Annotated in this window: 12 protein-coding genes; 9 read left to right on the top strand and 3 right to left on the bottom strand. The window is 74.5% G+C overall.

Annotated features, from left to right (window positions below; genetic code table 11):
• Positions 1-34 precede the first annotated feature (34 nt).
• The gene (locus J5Y05_RS24415; RefSeq protein ID WP_210875233.1) at positions 35-4678 is read left to right on the top strand and encodes a hypothetical protein; all 4644 of its coding nucleotides are present in this window, start codon (positions 35-37) and stop codon (positions 4676-4678) included.
• Between the two features lie 45 nt (positions 4679-4723).
• Here J5Y05_RS24415 and J5Y05_RS24410 read toward each other — a convergent pair whose 3' ends face one another.
• A complete protein-coding gene (locus tag J5Y05_RS24410; protein WP_372450522.1) occupies positions 4724-5323 on the bottom strand; it encodes a hypothetical protein in 600 nt (199 codons plus the stop codon).
• A 420-nt stretch (positions 5324-5743) separates the two neighbouring features.
• On the opposite strand from J5Y05_RS24410, the gene J5Y05_RS24405 reads away from it, so the two are divergent.
• The 8 genes from J5Y05_RS24405 (at position 5744) to J5Y05_RS24370 (ending at position 14802) form a co-directional block, all read left to right on the top strand.
• Positions 5744-8746 (top strand): nitrate- and nitrite sensing domain-containing protein, encoded by a 3003-nt coding sequence (locus tag J5Y05_RS24405; RefSeq protein WP_210875231.1) that lies wholly within the window; start codon positions 5744-5746, stop codon positions 8744-8746.
• Positions 8743-9177 carry a roadblock/LC7 domain-containing protein gene (locus tag J5Y05_RS24400; RefSeq protein ID WP_210875230.1) on the top strand — a complete coding sequence of 145 codons (435 nt, stop codon included), beginning with the start codon at positions 8743-8745 and terminating at the stop codon, positions 9175-9177. Before J5Y05_RS24405 ends, J5Y05_RS24400 begins: the two co-directional genes overlap by 4 nt.
• Before the next feature lie 9 nt (positions 9178-9186).
• A complete protein-coding gene (locus tag J5Y05_RS24395; RefSeq protein ID WP_210875229.1) occupies positions 9187-9582 on the top strand; it encodes a DUF742 domain-containing protein in 396 nt (131 codons plus the stop codon).
• Between the two features lie 13 nt (positions 9583-9595).
• A complete protein-coding gene (locus tag J5Y05_RS24390) occupies positions 9596-10201 on the top strand; it encodes a GTP-binding protein (RefSeq protein WP_210875228.1) in 606 nt (201 codons plus the stop codon).
• A 71-nt stretch (positions 10202-10272) separates the two neighbouring features.
• Positions 10273-11085: a M15 family metallopeptidase gene (locus J5Y05_RS24385; protein WP_210875227.1), complete on the top strand. Its 813-nt coding sequence runs from the start codon at positions 10273-10275 to the stop codon at positions 11083-11085.
• 55 nt (positions 11086-11140) lie between these two features.
• Positions 11141-11677 carry an NUDIX domain-containing protein gene (locus tag J5Y05_RS24380; protein ID WP_210875226.1) on the top strand — a complete coding sequence of 179 codons (537 nt, stop codon included), beginning with the start codon at positions 11141-11143 and terminating at the stop codon, positions 11675-11677.
• A 148-nt stretch (positions 11678-11825) separates the two neighbouring features.
• Positions 11826-13793, top strand: coding sequence for an acetoacetate--CoA ligase (locus tag J5Y05_RS24375; protein WP_210875225.1), 1968 nt, complete (start codon positions 11826-11828; stop codon positions 13791-13793).
• A 118-nt stretch (positions 13794-13911) separates the two neighbouring features.
• Positions 13912-14802, top strand: coding sequence for a DUF8829 domain-containing protein (locus J5Y05_RS24370; RefSeq protein ID WP_210875224.1), 891 nt, complete (start codon positions 13912-13914; stop codon positions 14800-14802).
• Positions 14803-14873: 71 nt separating this feature from the next.
• Here J5Y05_RS24370 and ptsP read toward each other — a convergent pair whose 3' ends face one another.
• Both ptsP and J5Y05_RS24360 read right to left on the bottom strand, forming a co-directional pair.
• Positions 14874-16544 carry a phosphoenolpyruvate--protein phosphotransferase gene (gene ptsP / locus J5Y05_RS24365; protein ID WP_210875223.1) on the bottom strand — a complete coding sequence of 557 codons (1671 nt, stop codon included), beginning with the start codon at positions 16542-16544 and terminating at the stop codon, positions 14874-14876.
• A 91-nt stretch (positions 16545-16635) separates the two neighbouring features.
• Positions 16636-17085, bottom strand: coding sequence for a PTS sugar transporter subunit IIA (locus tag J5Y05_RS24360; protein ID WP_210875222.1), 450 nt, complete (start codon positions 17083-17085; stop codon positions 16636-16638).
• Positions 17086-17509 lie beyond the last annotated feature (424 nt).

The following is a 17509-nucleotide window of genomic DNA, read 5'->3' as shown; positions in this document are numbered from 1 at the left end:
CCCCCAACGTCACGAAGCCATACGAGAGTCCGCCATGTACGAGCTGTCCCGGGTCCGCCTCTACTCCATCGGGCCCGCCGGCGCACGCTACGCCGACACCGTGCTCGACCTGCGCGGTGTCGGCGACCTCGTGCCCGACCCCGCCCCCACCCAGGCGGAGTTCTTCGAGGAGGAGCCCGCCGGCCCGCCCCGCCGGCCCGCCCCCGCCGGGGTGCTCTTCCTGGAGAACGGCGGCGGCAAGTCCGTCCTCCTCAAGCTGATCTTCTCCGTGATGCTGCCGGGCCACCGCAACACCCTCGGCGGCGCCAGCTCCGGCGTGCTGCGCAAGTTCCTGCTCGCCGACGACTGCGGCCACGTGGCGCTGGAGTGGCAGCACGTCCAGACCGGCGAATGCGTCGTCGTCGGCAAGGTCAGCGAATGGCGCGGACGCCAGGTCTCCAACGACCCGCGGAAGTTCGCCGAAGCCTGGTACTCCTTCCGCCCCGGCCCCGGACTCACCCTGGACAACCTCCCCGTCGCCGAGGCCACCGCGATGCGCCCGCCCGCCGAGGGCGCCTCCGGGGCGAAGGGCAGGCGCCGCACCATGAAGGGCTTCCGGGACGCGCTCACCGAGGCGGGGAAGGTCTACCCGCACCTGGAGATCCACTGGGAGGAGATCCACGACCGCTGGATCGAGCACCTCGGCGAACTGGGCCTCGACCCCGAGCTCTTCCGCTACCAGCGCGAGATGAACGCCGACGAGGGCGAGGCGGCCGGCCTCTTCGCCGTCAAGAAGGACTCCGACTTCACCGACCTGCTGCTGCGCGCCGTCACCGACACCCGCGACACCGACGGACTCGCCGACCTGGTCGGCGGCTTCGGCAACAAACTGGGCCGGCGGGCCGAGCTCATCGCCGAACGCGACTTCACCGCCGGCTCCGTCGACCTCCTCGGACGCATCGTGGACGCCGCCGACGCCCGCGCCCGCGCCCGCGAGGTCCACACCGCCGCCGAACGCCGCACCCGGACCCTGGCCCGCCGGCTCCTCGCCCGCGGCGCCCGCGAACGCCTGCGCGCCGGCGACCTCGCCCAGCGCGTCACCGCCGCCGCCTACGCCGTCACCCACGCCGAGACCGCCCGTGACCGCAGCGGCCTCATCGCCGCCGAACTCGCCTACCGGCACGCCTCGCTGGCCCTGACCGCCGCCGAGAAGGCCGCCGCCGCGCAGAAACGCGAACTCGCCGAGGCCCGTACCCTGCACTCCGCCTGGCAGGCCGCCGAGGCCGTCCTGCGCCACCGCGCCGCCGCCGACCGCGTCACCCGGGTCTCCGCCGCCATCCAGGAGGCCGAACGCGACGCGGCCCCCGCCCTCGCCGCCCGCTCCCGGGCCGCCGTCGACCTCGTCCGCGCCCTGCACGCCGCGGCCGGCCGCGCCGAGGACCACGCCAACGAGGAGGAGGAGCGCTCCGCCGCCCTCCAGGAGGCCGGCGACGCCGCCCACCGCGACTCCACCACCGCCGCCACCGAGGCGCAGCGCGCCCGCAGCGACGCCGGCCACCTGCGGCAGCGGCTGGCCGAGGTGGAGCGGGAGACCGCCGAGGCGGTCCGCGCCGGCTGGATCGACGGCGGCGCCCCCGACGCCGACCCGGCCCGTGCCGCCCTCGCCGCCAGCGACGCCGAGAAGACCACCGTCACCGCCTGGGAGACCGCCCGTGAGGCTGCCCGCCGGGCCGGCGAACACGCCCGCGAGGCCGCCGCCGCCGAGTCCCGCGCCGAGCTGACCGCCGCCCGCGCCGCGGACGCCGCCACGGCCGCCGAACGCGCCCACGACGCCGAACGCCGCACCGCCGAGGCCCTCGCCGCCGAGGCACGCCTCGCCGACCTGCTCGGCCTCGCCGGCGACGCCCGCGCCGGCATCCCCCAGCCCCGGCAGGGCACGGCCGGCGCCCCCGCCGACGCCCCCCGGCCCGGCACGGGCGGCCTCACCGCCGAGGAACTCGACCGCTTCGCCGACGACCTGCGCGACCTGCTCGACGACACGGTCACCTCCGCCGAACGGCACCTGTTCGACCTGCGCACCGCCGCCGCCGACGACTCCCGCATCCTCGGCGCCCTCGGCGACGGCGGACTGCTCCCGCCCGGCCCCGACGTGCTGGCCACCGTCGAGTTCCTCGGCGAGCACGGCATCCCCGCCCTGCCCGGCTGGCGCTACCTCGCCCAGGCCGTCGACCCCGCCGACCACGCCCGCGTCCTGGCCGCCCGGCCCGAACTCGTCGACGGCGTGATCATCACCGACCCCGACTCGCACACCCGCGCGCGCGAGGCCCTCGGCGACGCCGCCCTGCTGCCCCGCTCCACCGTCGCCGTCGGCACCGCCGCCGCCCTGCTCGCGCCCGCCCCCGCCGCCGGCCCCGACGACGACGAGGTCTTCCTCGTACCGCCCAACCCCGCCATGCACGACGAGTTCGCCGCCGACGAGGAGCGGCAGGCGCTGCGCGCGCGGGCGACGGAACGGGACGAGGAGATCCGCCGGCTCGCCGCCCGCCTCGCCAAGGACCGCGAACTCGCCGCCCGGCTCGCCTCCTGGCGCACCGGCTGCCCCGCCGGACACCTCGCCGAACTCGCCCGGCGGGCCGAGGACGCGCGGGCCTTCGCCGAGGAGACGGAGGCCGAGCTGGCCGAGGCGCGCACCCTGCGGGCGGAGGCCGAGGAGAACGCCGCCGAAGCCGTGGCGGTCCGCGACGAGCGGCAGGACGCCGCGCAGAAGGCCCGGCGGGCCGCCGACGCCCTCGCCGGCCTCGCCTTCCGGCTGCGCGAACGGGCCGGCTGGCAGAGCGCCCTGCGCGAACTCGCCGAGGACGGCGCCGAGGCGGAGGCCCGCGCCCAGGAGTGCCTGGAGCGGGCCCGCGCCGCCGACGAGGACCGCCGGGCGGCCCAGCGCGCCGCCGACGACGCCCGCCGCACCGCCCGCGCCCTGCGCGCCGAGCGCTCCGAGATCGCCGGCGCCCCCGACGACGTGCCCGAGGACGGCACCGACGCCCCGAAGGCGTCCCTGCCCGCCCTGCGGGAGGCGTACCGGGCCGCGTCCCAGGTGTACGAGAAGGTCGGTGTCGGCGCCGACCTGCGCGCCGAACAGGCCCGCGCCGAGAGCGACGAGAGCGCCGCCCGCGCCGAACTGGACCGGCTCAGCAACAAGGTCCGCACCCGGGCCGGACAGCTCCTGGAGTCGCCCGACGGCTCCGACGGCCCCTCCCGGCAGGCCGCCGCCGCCCGCGCCGAGGAGCTGGTGCAGCTCCTGGAGACCCGTATGTCCACCGCCAGCGAGCAGCTCGGCCGGCTGCGCGGCGAGGCCGAACGGCACGCGCCCGAGGACGGCGGCGCCCACACCGAACTCCCCGAGGACCTCGTCCCGCGCGACGCCGGGCACGCCCAGACCCTGCTGCGCACCGCCACCACCGAACTCGCCTCCCGCACCGAGGCCCTGGCGCGGGCCCGCGAGGCGCACGCCGTCCTGCTCGACGACCACCGCGCCGCCGAGGACGCGGCCGGAGGCTTCGACGAGATCGCCGCGACCCTCCGCGACCTGCTGCGCGAACAACCGGCGGAGAAGGAGCAGGAGGAGCCCGAGCCCTACCCGGGAAGCCCGGAGGAGGCCCGGCAGTCCGCCGCCGAGACCCGCCGGTCGCTGCGCGGCTGCGCCGCCGACCTCTCCGCCGCCGAGGCCGCGGTGCGCGAGGCGAGCGACATCCTCGTCCGGCACGCCAACTCCACGCGGTACGAACAGGTCCGTACCCCCGCCCGGCAGCAGATCCGCGAACTGCCGGCCGGCGCGCTGCCCGAGCACGCCCACAAGTGGGCGGACGCCTTCGCGCCCCGGCTGCGCGTCCTCACCGACGAACTGGCCCAACTGGAGCGCAACCGCGACTCGATCGTCGACCGGCTGCGCGGACTCGTCGAGTCCGCCCTCGCCACCCTGCGCTCCGCCCAGCGGCTCTCCCGGCTCCCCGAAGGGCTCGGCGAGTGGTCCGGGCAGGAGTTCCTGCGCATCCGCTTCGAGGAACCGGACCAGGCCACCCTCACCGAACGGCTCGGCGAGGTCGTCGACGAGGCCACCAGCGCCGCCGTGAAGAAGAACTCCGACCTGCGCCGCGACGGCATGTCACTGCTGCTGCGCGGGGTCGCCGCGGCCCTGCGGCCCAAGGGCATCGCCGTGGAGATCCTCAAGCCGGACGCCGTCCTGCGCGCCGAGCGCGTGCCCGTCGGGCAGATGGGCGACGTCTTCTCCGGCGGCCAGCTCCTCACCGCGGCCATCGCCCTCTACTGCACGATGGCCGCGCTGCGCAGCAACGACCGGGGACACGACCGGCACCGGCACGCCGGCACCCTCTTCCTCGACAACCCCATCGGCCGCGCCAACGCCACCTACCTGCTGGAACTCCAGCGGGCCGTGTCGGACGCACTCGGCGTGCAACTGCTCTACACCACCGGCCTCTTCGACACCACCGCGCTCGCCGAGTTCCCCCTCGTCATCCGGCTGCGCAACGACGCCGACCTGCGGGCGGGACTGAAGTACATCAGCGTGGAGGAGCACCTGCGGCCCGGACTGCCCCAGCAGGCCGCGGACGGGGAGGCGGAGGCCGTGCACAGCGAGATCACGGCGACCCGCACCTTCAAACGGCCCGCCCCGGCCGCCGGCTGACGCGGACGCACCCACCGCTCCGCGCGGCGGCACCCACCCGGTCTGTCAGGGATGTGACAGCCGGCCCGTGCCGCCGCGCCGGCGTATCCGCTCCTGGGCGCGCTCGGCGGCCCGTGCCGTCCGCCGCGCCCGGCGCCGCTCGCGGCGCATGGCCCGCGCGGTGCTGCTCGGCACCGAGACCACGCCGTGCCGCTGGTTCCACACCTGGCGGGTCACCCACACGTCCAGCACGCCCCAGGTGGCCGCCACCGTGCTCGCCACGCTGCTCAGCACCATCGGGAAGGCCAGCCACGAACCGGCCATCGTGCACAGGAAGGCCACCATCGCCTGGATCAGCGTCACCGCGACCACGAGCACCGCGCGCACCGCCGCCGTCCGCACCGGATCGGGCAGCCGGCGCCGCCGGGCGGGCTCCTCCGTCCACAGCGGCCGGTACGCCGGCGGACGCTCCCGCTGCTCCGGGGGCTCGCGCCGGACCGGGTGCTCGCGCTGCCGCGGCCACCCGTCGTCCCCGTCCCCGCCCCCGCCCGCCGGAACGGCGCGATCCGGGGCCCCGGACCCGGAACGACCCGTCACCCCCCGTTTCCCCGCGCCCCCGGGCGCCTCGCGCCGCTCCGCCGTGCCCATCGACATGTCACTCCCCACCGCCTGCAGACCGCACGCCCAGGTCCGAAGACCCGGCTCCCCAGTGGCTGCCCGGCTTGCCTTGCTTTACGCCGCCCGGAGGCGTGACGCGGCTCCTGTGGCCGATTCCGCCTCCACGTCCCATAGAGAAGGACGAACGAGACGTCCGCTTGATTCCCGCAGGAGCCGAAGAGTCGAAATATTCCGGCCAACCCCGTCGCCCCGCACGGCACATCCGGCCCGCCCGGAACCGTCCCGGAACACCCTCTCCCGGGTGATGATCTCCCTTTATGCCCGGAAAAACATCCATCTCCCGGCAGTGGCGCGGAAGTTCGGACTCCGGAAGGGCCTTCGAGTTACGCGCGTGTCAGTAGTAGGCTCGCGCCGTTTGTTGACGGACGTGTGACCCCCGGCCGGACGGGGGACGAGCTGGGGGAGGCCATGCGCTTTCGCGGGAAGTCGATCCGCCGGAAGATCGTGGCGCTGCTTCTCGTGCCGCTGGTGTCCCTCACCGCGATCTGGGCCTTCGCCACCGTCCTCACCGGCCGCGAGGCGGGCCGCCTGTTCAGCGTCTCCACCCTCGTCGAGAAGGTCGGCTACCCGGTCGAGGACACCGTCCGCGTCCTCCAGCAGGAACGCCGCCAGACCCTCGTCCACCTCGCCGACCCCCGCGCCTCCGACGGACTGGCCGCCCTCCAGCGCAGCCGCACCGCCACCGACGAGGCCATCGCCGAGATCCGCCGCAACGCCGCCGACGACACGGTCCGCGACGCGCTCGGCCGCACGGAGACCGACCGGCTGACCGCGGTCCTCGACGCCTTCGACGGCGTCGGCTCGCTGCGCCGCAGCGTCGACGAGGGCACCGTCAGCCGGGCCCAGGCCCTCGCCCTCTACAACCGCCTCGTGGACCCGTGCCACGTCCTGCTCTCCAACCTGCGCGTCGTCGACGACGTCGGCCTGGACAAGCAGTACCGCGCCCTCGTCAACGTCTCCCGCGCCCGCGAGCTGCTCTCCCGCGAGGACGCCCTCCTCGGCTCCGCCCTGATCACCGGTCACCTCACCCGCGGCGAGACCCGCGACGTCTCCGACCTGGTCGCCCAGCGCGGCGTGCTCTACGAGACCAACCTGCCGCAACTGCCCGCCGCCGACCGCGCCCGCTACGAACGCTTCTGGAAGAACGCCTCCTCCGCCCCCCTGCGGATGGCCGAGGAGGCCGCCGTCTCCTCCGGCGCCGACACGCCGCGCGGCATCACCGCCCAGAGCTGGGACAGGGCCGCAGGCAGCGTCCTCGACGAACTCGGCCGCCTCGACGACCAGGCCGCCGAGCGCTACCAGGACCGCGTCCGCCCGGTCGCCATGTCCGTCATCGCCAAGGCGGTCGTCGCCGGCGCCCTCGGCCTGATCGCCGTGCTCTTCTCCGTCTTCCTCTCCGTCCGCGTCGGCCGCGCCCTCATCCGCGACCTCAAGCAACTGCGCCTGGAGGCGCACGAGGCGTCCGGCGTCCGCCTGCCCAGCGTCATGCGCCGCCTCTCCGCGGGCGAACAGGTCGACGTCGAGACCGAGGTGCCGCGCCTGGAGTACGACAAGAACGAGATCGGCGAGGTCGGCCAGGCCCTCAACACCCTCCAGCGCGCCGCAGTCGAGGCCGCCGTCAAGCAGGCCCGGCTGCGCGCCGGAGTCTCCGAGGTCTTCGTCAACCTCGCCCGCCGCAGCCAGGTCCTCCTCCACAAGCAGCTCACCCTGCTCGACACCATGGAGCGCCGGACCGAGGACACCGACGAACTCGCCGACCTCTTCCGCCTGGACCACCTCACCACCCGCATGCGCCGCCACGCCGAGGGCCTGGTCATCCTCTCCGGCGCCGCCCCCTCCCGGCAGTGGCGCAAGCCCGTCCAGCTCATGGACGTGGTCCGCGCGGCCGTCGCCGAGGTCGAGGACTACGAACGCATCGAGGTACGCAGGCTGCCGCGCATCGCCGTCACCGGCCCGGCCGTCGCCGACCTCACCCACCTCGTGGCCGAACTCCTGGAGAACGCCACCGTGTTCTCCCCGCCGCACACCGCCGTGCAGGTCGTGGGCGAGCGGGTCGCCAACGGCTTCACCCTGGAGATCCACGACCGGGGCCTCGGCATGGCGGCCGACGCGCTGCTCGACGCCAACCTCCGGCTCGCCGAGACGCCCGAGTTCGAACTGTCCGACACCGACCGGCTCGGCCTCTTCGTCGTCAGCCGGCTCGCCCAGCGGCAGAACGTCCGCGTCTCCCTCCAGCCGTCCCCCTACGGCGGCATCACCGCCGTGGTCTTCATCCCCGACGTACTGCTCACCGACGACGTCCCCGACACCAACGGCGTCGGCTTCCGCCTCGACCGGCCCCAGCGCGCCGCGGAGACGCAGCGCGAGGACAGCCGCCGCGCCGCCCTCGCCCAGGTCCCCGCACCCCGGTCCGGGCTCTCGGGACCGCCGGCCGGGCCGGTCGAACTGGAGGCCCCTGTCGACCTGGACGCCCTCGACGACCTGGACGCCCTCGACCGGCCGGACCGCGCCCTGGACCGCGGCGACGGCGACCGCGGCGGCCTGTTCGGCCCGCGCCGCTCCCTCGTCGCCGCACACGACGACCTGCCGCGCCGCGCCGGCCGGGGCCGTCCGGAGCGCGCCGGTGACGGTGGGGACGGCGGCCCGGCCGAGGACACGCCCGGCGGCCCCGTACCGCTGCCGCGCCGCCGTACACCGAAGCTCGTCAGCTCGCACGGACGGCCCGTACCGGACCGCTCCGCCGGGGACGACACGCGGGCCGCAGGCACCCGTGCGGGCGACACGCCCGAGGCCGCCTCCGCCGGACCCGGGGGAGCGGGCGACACGCCGGACCAGCCGGGCGGGCCGTCCCCGTTGCCGTCCCGCCGCCGGACAGACGCCGCCCGGCGCCCGGACCCCGACACGCTGCCGTCCCTCCCGTCCCGCCGCCGGTCCACCCGCCCAGGCGACGGCACCCCGCACGACGGCACACCGGACACCCCGCACGACGGCACCCCCGGCCACGGCACCCCCGTCGACGGCCCCCCGGACCACGGCACCCCGCCCGAGGACCCCGCCGCCGACGTCACCGGCCCGCTGCCCCGCCGCGTCCGGCAGGCCAGCCTCGCCCCCCAGCTCAAGCGCAGCGCCGGCCGGCCCGCCGACCCGCCGACCGGCCCCGCCGACCGGGACGCCGACGAAGTGCGCAGCCGCATGGCCTCGTTGCAGCGCGGCTGGCAGCGCGGACGCCGGGAGAACGCCGCCGCCGGGGACGCCCACGACCGCGCCGGAGCACCGCAGCCGCCCGCACCGGCACCCACGGACGAGCCCGCACCGACATCACAGCCACCACCAGCACCCAGGGCGCCGCAAGGACCACAGGAACCACCGGCGCGGCGGGGACCGCAAGGAATGAAGGGGGACGGTCGATGACCGCACCGAAGACGACCGGCCACACCACGAGCACGTCCCGGGAGCTCAACTGGCTCCTCGACGACCTCGTGAGCCGTGTCGCCAGCATCCGCAAGGCCGTCATCCTCTCCGGCGACGGCCTCGCCACCGGCGCCTCCGAGGACCTGACCCGCGAGGACAGCGAGCACCTCGCCGCCGTCGCCTCCGGCTTCCACAGCCTCGCCAAGGGCGTCGGCCGCCACTTCGAGGCGGGCAGCGTCCGGCAGACCGTCGTCGAACTCGACGACGCCTTCCTGTTCGTCACCGCCGCGGGCGACGGAAGCTGCCTCGCCGTCCTCTCGGACGCCGACTCCGACGTCGGCCAGGTCGCGTACGAGATGACCCTCCTCGTCAAGCGTGTCGGCGTGCACCTGGGCACCGCCCCGCGCTCCGAACCGCCCGTCGGCGGGTAGTGGGATGACATGAGCGCAGACGGTCAGGGAAGACATCACTGGTTCGACGACGAGGCCGGCCCCGTCGTCCGTCCGTACGCCATGACGCGCGGCCGCACCACCAGCGCGGCACAGCACCGCCTCGACCTGATCGCGGTGGTCGTCGCCGAACCCCACGCGGACGATCCGGAGGCGGACGTCTCCCTCGCCCCGGAACACGTCGACATCGTCGGCCTGTGCCAGGACGCCCCGCAGTCGGTCGCCGAACTCGCCGCCGACCTCGACCTGCCGGTCGGGGTCGTGCGGGTCCTGGTCGGCGACCTCGTGGACGCCGGGCTCGTCCACGTGAACCGGCCCGTCCCCCCGGCCGAACTGCCCGACGAGAACATCCTGCGCGACGTGATCAACGGCCTGCGCGCACTGTGAGGAGAACAGATCGATGATCTTCGGGCGTTCCCAGCGCGGCAAGCCCCCGGTCGAGCCCGTCACCCTCAAGATCCTGGTGGCGGGCGGCTTCGGCGTGGGCAAGACGACGCTCGTCGGCGCGGTCAGCGAGATCCGGCCGCTGCGCACCGAGGAACTGCTCACCGAGGCCGGCCGGCCCGTCGACGACGTCAGCGGGGTGGAGGAGAAGCACACCACCACCGTGGCCATGGACTTCGGCCGGATCACGCTCCGCGAGGACCTGGTGCTGTACCTCTTCGGCACGCCCGGCCAGGAGCGGTTCTGGTTCATGTGGGACGAACTCTCCGAAGGCGCGCTCGGCGCGGTCGTCCTCGCCGACACCCGCCGCCTGGAGGACTGCTTCGCCGCCGTCGACTACTTCGAACGGCGCTCGATCCCGTTCGTCATCGGCGTCAACTGCTTCGAGGGAGCCGCCCGCTACCCGGAGGAGACCGTGCGCAAGGCGCTCGACCTCGATGCCGACGTGCCGCTCGTGATGTGCGACGCCCGCGACCGGGAGTCCGTCAAGGACGTCCTCGTCGGCGTCGTCCAGCACGCCATGACGCAGGCCGCCGAACGCCGCCGCGCCGCGGCCCCCTGACCGGCACCGCCCCGGGCCGCCCCGGCGCGGCCCCTTTCCCGCACCCCGCCCACCTGGTAGACGCAGGGGACATGACACGCCTGTCCGCCCCCGTCCGCGCCCTGGCCACCGCCCTCGCCGCCCTGCTCGCCCCGGCCGCCCTCCCGGCCCCGGCCGGGGCCACCCCCGGCCCCCGGGCACCCGCGGACTTCGTCGCCCTGCGGGACATCGACCCGACGATCCTCCAGGAGATGCGCTACGCCACCGCGCACACCTTCACCGGCGAACGGATCGACGGCTACCTCAGCCCCGTCTGCCTCCTCACCCGCCCCGCCGCCGAGGCCCTCCACCGCGCCCAGACACGCCTGCTGCGCCGGGGCTACTCCCTCAAGGTGTACGACTGCTACCGGCCGCAGCGCGCCGTCGACCACTTCGTCCGCTGGGCCGCCGACCCCGACGACCAGCGGATGAAGGCAGAGTTCTACCCCGACGTCGACAAGGACCGCCTCTTCGCCGACGGCTACATCGCCGAGAGGTCCGGCCACAGCCGCGGCTCCACCGTCGACCTCACCCTCGTCCGGCTCCCGGCCCGCCCGACCCCGCCGTACCGCCCCGGACAGCCCCTCGTGCCCTGCCACGCGCCCGCGGGCGAACGCTTCCCCGACAACTCCGTCGACATGGGCACCGGCTTCGACTGTTTCGACCCCCTCGCCCACACCCTCGACCCGCGCGTCGGCGGCAGCCGGCGGGCCCACCGGCTGCTCCTCGAAGACACCCTGGAGCGCGCCGGCTTCGGCAACCTCCCGGAGGAGTGGTGGCACTACACCCTGCGCGCCGAGCCCCACCCGGACACCTACTTCGACTTCCCCGTCACCCGCCGCTCCCTGGCCCCCGGCCGGCCCTGAACGACCCCGCCGAAACCACCCTCCCGGGCCCACCGCATCCGCTACAGTCCGCCGCGTGTCCGAAACCCAAGCGCCTGTTCCCCCCTCCGCGCCCGGCTCCCACTGCTCGTGCTGCGGAACGCCGTACGGAGACGACGTCACCGGCTGGCCCCGCGCCTGCCCGGCCTGCGGCACCGTCGCCTACCGCAACCCGCTGCCCGTCGCCATCGCCCTCCAGCCCGTGTACGACACCCAGGGCACCGGCCTGGTCGTCATCACCCGGACCGTGGAGCCCGCGTACGGCGGCGTCGCCCTGCCCGGCGGCTTCGTCGACGACCGCGAGGACTGGCGACACGCCGTCGTCCGCGAGCTCAAGGAGGAGACCGGCATCGAGACGGCGAGCCGTGAGGTGCGCCTCGCCGACGCCATGAGCTCCCCCGACGGACACCTCCTGCTCTTCGGACTCCTCCCCGAGCGCCCCGCCGACGACCTGCCGCCCTTCACCGTCACCGACGAGACCGGCGCCCGCGACCTGCTGCGCCGCCCGGAGGAACTCGCCTTCCCCCTGCACACCCTCGCCGTCCGCGCCTGGTTCGAGGGCCGCTACATCTGACCGCCCGCCCGGCGCCGCCGCGCACCCGCGGGGCGGCCCCTGGTGCGGATGTCGATCACATGGCATCGTCCCTGTCAGCCGCGTCACGCGCACACCCCAGCGCGTGCGCGCGGGACGCACACGACGCGCACAGTCCGGGAGCCGCCCCATGTCGACCGTGAACCCGCAGCCGCTCTGGCAGCCAGATCAGGAGAGCGTCGCCAAGGCGCAGGTCACCAGGTTCCAGAGCTGGGCCGCCGCACACCACGGCGCCCCCGCCGACGGCGGATACGCCGCGCTGCACCGCTGGTCCGTCGAGGAACTCGACACCTTCTGGAAAGCCGTCACCGAGTGGTTCGACGTACGGTTCACCACCCCGTACACGCGCGTGCTGGGCGACCGCTCCATGCCCGGCGCCCAGTGGTTCCCCGGCGCCACCCTCAACTACGCCGAGCACGCCCTGCGCGCCGCCGCCACCCGCCCCGGCGAACCGGCCCTCCTGCACGTCGACGAGAGTCACGACCCGCGCCCCGTCACCTGGGCCGGACTGCGCCGCCAGGTGGGCTCCCTCGCCGCCGAACTGCGCGCCCTCGGCGTCCGCCCCGGCGACCGCGTCAGCGGCTACCTGCCCAACATCCCCGAGGCCGTGGTCGCCCTCCTCGCCACCGCCGCCGTCGGCGCCGTCTGGACCTCCTGCGCCCCCGACTTCGGCGCCCGCAGCGTCCTCGACCGCTTCCAGCAGGTCGAACCCGTCGTCCTGTTCACCGTCGACGGCTACCGCTACGGCGGCAAGGAACACGACCGCCGCGAGACCGTCGCCGAACTCCGCCGCGAACTGCCCACGCTGCGCGCCGTCGTCCACATCCCGCTCCTCGGCACCGACGCCCCCGCGGGCGCCCTCACCTGGGAGAGCCTCACCGCGAAGGACACCGAGCCCGTCTTCGAGCAGGTCCCCTTCGACCACCCCCTGTGGGTCCTGTACTCCTCCGGCACCACCGGCCTGCCCAAGGCCATCGTCCAGTCCCAGGGCGGCATCCTCGTCGAGCACCTCAAGCAGCTCGGCCTCCACTGCGACCTCGGCCCCGAGGACCGCTTCTTCTGGTACACCTCGACCGGCTGGATGATGTGGAACTTCCTCGTCTCCGGCCTCCTCACCGGCACCACGATCGTCCTCTACGACGGCAGCCCCGGCTTCCCGGACACCGGCGCCCAGTGGCGCATCGCCGAACGCACCGGCGCCACCCTCTACGGCACCTCCGCCGCCTACGTCATGGCCTGCCGCAAGGCCGGCCTCCACCCCGGCCGCGACCACGACCTCTCCCGCGTCCGCTGCGTCGCCACCACCGGCTCACCGCTGCCCCCCGACGGCTTCCGCTGGCTGCACGACGAGGTCCGCCCCGACCTGTGGATCGCCTCCGTCAGCGGCGGCACCGACGTCTGCTCCTGCTTCGCCGGCGCCGTCCCCACCCTCCCGGTCCACATCGGCGAACTCCAGGCGCCCGGCCTCGGCACCGACCTCCAGTCCTGGGACCCCGCCGGCGAGCCGCTGACCGACGAGGTCGGCGAGCTGGTCGTCACCAACCCCATGCCCTCGATGCCGATCCGCTTCTGGAACGACCCCGACGGCAGCCGCTACCACGACAGCTACTTCTCCACCTACCCCGGCGTCTGGCGGCACGGCGACTGGATCACCCTCACCTCCCGCGGCTCGGTGATCATCCACGGCCGCTCCGACTCCACCCTCAACCGGCAGGGCGTCCGCATGGGCTCCGCCGACATCTACGAAGCCGTCGAACGCCTCCCCGAGATCAAGGAATCCCTCGTCATCGGCGTCGAAGAGCCCGACGGCGGGTACTGGATGCCCCTCTTCGTCCACCTCGCCCCCGGCGCCGTCCTCGACCAGGCCCTCCTCGACCGCGTCAAGCGGACCATCCGCGAGGAGTGCTCCCCCCGCCACGTCCCCGACGAGATCATCGAAGTCCCCGGCATCCCGCACACCCTCACCGGCAAGCGCATCGAGGTCCCCGTCAAACGCCTCCTCCAGGGCACCCCGCTCGACAAGGCCGTCAACCCCGGCTCCATCGACCACGTCGACCTGCTCCGCTTCTACGAGAACCTCGGCCGCGCCCGCGCCTGACCAGCCACGGAGCGGGCCGGCCGTCCCCGCCCGACGGCAGGCCCGCCCCCGACCCGGCCCCGTTGTCAGTGCCCCCGGTTACGGTGAGTGAGCATTGATCACCGTGTACGGGGGACACATGACGCTCACCGACCAGACCCTGCGCCGCGTCCTGCGCCGCGAAATCGCCGGCACCATCGGACTGCTCGCCGACGAGCACGACTTCCACGCCATGCGGCGCTACCGCAGCTTCGCCTTCGACGACCACACCGCCTACCTCCACCAGGTGGAGGCCCTGCTCCGGGCCCGCGACGGCCAGGGCAGCCACACCGCCGTCGCCCTCTTCGACCCCGAGGAGTACGCCGACTTCTGCGCCCGCGCCGGCCTCGACCCCGAGGCCGGCGCCAGCCGCAGCCGCTACACCGCCGAACTCGCCGTCACCGGACCCACCGTCCCCTACGACGGAGGGCCCCTCGCCGACCTCGTCCCGGCCCTCATCGACGAGGCCGTCCGCCAGGCCACCCGCGAGTACACCTCCGGCCTGCTGGCCCGCCTCGGCGCCTGCGCCACCTGCGGCGAAGACCTCGGCCTGGCAGCCTTCCGCCGCGCCTCGGACCTCGTCCAACGCGTCCTCGACACCGCCCCTCCGGGCAACCGGCACCTGGTGTGCAGCGTCTGGGGACCCGGGGAGTCCCTCGTCTCCGTCCTCAACGCCGACCACGGCCCCGACGGACCCGAGCCGCCCGACGAGGCCGAGGCCCTGGAGTTCACCAGTGTCCTCGCGCTGGGCCTCGCCACCCACAGCCCCGGCGGACTGGTCCTGCGCGCCTGGACCCCCGGCCGCCGCGACCAGGTCTACGGCTGGCGCCTGCGCGGATACGGATTCGAACCCCTCACCGCCGCCGAGGTCTTCGACGCCTACTGCACCGACGGCGACTCCGGCGACCTCATCCCACCCGAACCGGACGTCGACTACGGCACCCCGCCCGGCCTCGGAGACGACGGACCGGGGCCGGGACACCACCACTGACACGAAGGGGCGCCCCACCCGAGCACGGGTGGAGCGCCCCTCACCGGACCGACCGCGTCGGCCCCGGCCGGCTACTCGCCGGACAGCACCGCCTGCGCCGCCTCGCGCGCCTCCTCGGCACTGTCCGCGGCGCGGGCCGCAGCCGCCGCCCGCTCACACTGCGCCAGCGTGAACTTCGCCAGCGTCGCCCGTACATAGGGGAGCGACGCCGCGCCCATCGACAGGGAGGTGACCCCCAGACCGGTCAGCACACACGCCAGCAGCGGGTCGGACGCGGCCTCACCGCAGACACCACAGCTCTTGCCCTCGGCCTTCGCCGCCTCGGCGGACAGCGCGACCAGGTCGAGCAGCGCCGGCTGCCACGGGTCCTGGAGCCGGGAGACCGCGCCCACCTGACGGTCGGCGGCGAAGGTGTACTGCGCGAGGTCGTTCGTGCCCAGGGACAGGAACTCGACCTCCTGGAGGATCGACCGCGCCCGCAGCGCGGCCGACGGGATCTCCACCATGGCACCGAACTTCGCGTGCAGCCCGGCCTCGCGGCACGCCTCGGCGAACGCCTTGGCGTCGGCGCGGTCCGCGACCATCGGCGCCATGACCTCCAGGTAGACCGGCAGTCCCGCGGCGGCCTCCGCCAGCGCCGCGAGCTGGGTCCGCAGCACCTCGGGGTGGTCCAGCAGCGAGCGCAGCCCGCGCACGCCCAGCGCCGGGTTCGGCTCGTCGGCCGGGGTGAGGAAGGCGAGCGGCTTGTCGGCGCCCGCGTCCAGCACCCGTACGACGACCCGGCCCTCGGGGAACGCCTCCAGCACCTGCCGGTAGGCGGCGACCTGCTTCTCCTTCGACGGCGCCTTCTCGCTGTCGTCCAGGAAGAGGAACTCGGTACGGAAGAGACCGACGCCCTCCGCTCCGGCCGCCACGGCGGCGGGCACGTCGGCGGGGCCGCCGATGTTCGCCAGCAGCGGCACCTTGTGACCGTCGGAGGTCGCGCCGGGGCCGGTCGAGGCGGCCAGCGCCGCCTTGCGCTCGGCGGCGTCCGCCTCCATCGCGGCCTTCTTCTCCGCGCTCGGGTTCACGAAGATCTCCCCGGTGCTGCCGTCCACCGCGATCACGGTGCCCTCCGGCAGTTCGCCGGCCCCCGGCAGCGCCACCACGGCCGGCACGCCCAGGGCCCGCGCCAGGATCGCGCTGTGGCTGGTCGGCCCGCCCTCCTCGGTGACGAAACCGAGCACCAGCGTCGGGTCCAGCAGCGCCGTGTCGGCCGGCGCCAGGTCCCGCGCGATCAGCACGTACGGCTCGTCGCTGTCGGGCACGCCCGGCATCGGCACCCCGAGCAGCCGGGCGACGATGCGGTTGCGCACGTCGTCCAGGTCGGCCACCCGCCCGGCCAGGTACTCGCCGGCGCCCGCGAGCAGCGCCCGGTAGGCGGCGAAGGCGTCGTACACCGCGCGCTCGGCGGTGCTGCCGACGGCGATGCGCCGGTCCACGTCGGACATCAGCTCGGGGTCCTGCGCCATCATGGCCTGCGCCTCGAGCACCGCCTGGGCCTCGCCGCCGGCCAGGTTGCCGCGCGCCGTCAGGTCCGCGGCCACGGCCTCCACGGCCTTGCGGGCACGCCCCTGCTCACGCTCCGCCTCCTCGGCCGGGATCTGCTTGGCGGGCGGTTCCAGCACCGCCGTCCCCATGTGCCGTACCTCGCCGATGGCCACACCGTGACTCACACCGACGCCTCGCAGCGTTGTCTCCATCTCACCCGTCCCGATCGTGCGGCGGTTCCCGCCGCCGCGGTGGTTGTCCTGCCCGCCGTCGTCCGACGGCGCCGACGTCACGTACCGGACGTCACTGCCAGAGGAAGAGGGTCTCGCCGGCCTTGACGTCGCCGTCCTCGCGCAGTTCGGAGAGGGCCTCGGCCGACGCCTCCAGGGCCACGACGGGGCAGACCGGGGACTTGCCCGCGGCCTCGACGTCGGCGGGGTTCCAGCGCACCACGGCCTGGCCGCGGGTGACGGTGTCGCCCTTGTTCACCAGCAGCTCGAAGCCCTGGCCGTTGAGCTGCACGGTGTCGATGCCGAGGTGGGTGAGCACCCCGTGGCCGCTCTCGTCGACGACGACGAAGGCGTGCGGGTGCAGGGAGACGATGACGCCGTCCACGGGGGAGACGGCCTCGGACGGCTCTCTCACGGGATCGATGGCGGTACCCGGGCCGACCATGGCCCCGGAGAAGACCGGATCGGGCACGGCGGCCAGTCCGATGGCGCGTCCGGCCAGCGGGGACGACACGGTGGTCATGGGAAGCCTCCCAGGGGTGGAGATATATAGGGGCCGTCGCTGCCTGTCCCGGACGGCGCACTGTGGAGCAGCGTATGTCATAGGAAGTACCGGTTCCGCACGAGTAGTCCCAATAGAGGTCTAGACCACACTCCCCATGGATTTGCACCCGTTCCACGGCCCCGTGTACAGTCGTTACTCCTGCTTGAGGTTGAGCGATGCCAAGGCGTCGCGGCCCCGGCGGGCACCCAACTCATCAGATCCTATCTCTGGATCCGCTCCCGCATGCCCGCAGGAGGGTGGTCAGAGAGACCGGGAAACCCTGATAGAGTCGGAAACGCAAGACCGAAGGGAAAGCGCCCGGAGGAAAGCCGGAGACAGTGTCTCGGGTGAGTACAAAGGAAGCGTCCGTTCCTTGAGAACTCAACAGCGTGCCAAAAGTCAA

Origin of the sequence: Streptomyces tagetis (genome assembly GCF_018069565.1) — a bacterium.
GTDB lineage: Bacteria > Actinomycetota > Actinomycetes > Streptomycetales > Streptomycetaceae > Streptomyces > Streptomyces tagetis.
The sequence above is the reverse complement of the archived record's forward strand: the minus strand, read 5'-3'. Positions and strand labels throughout refer to the sequence as shown.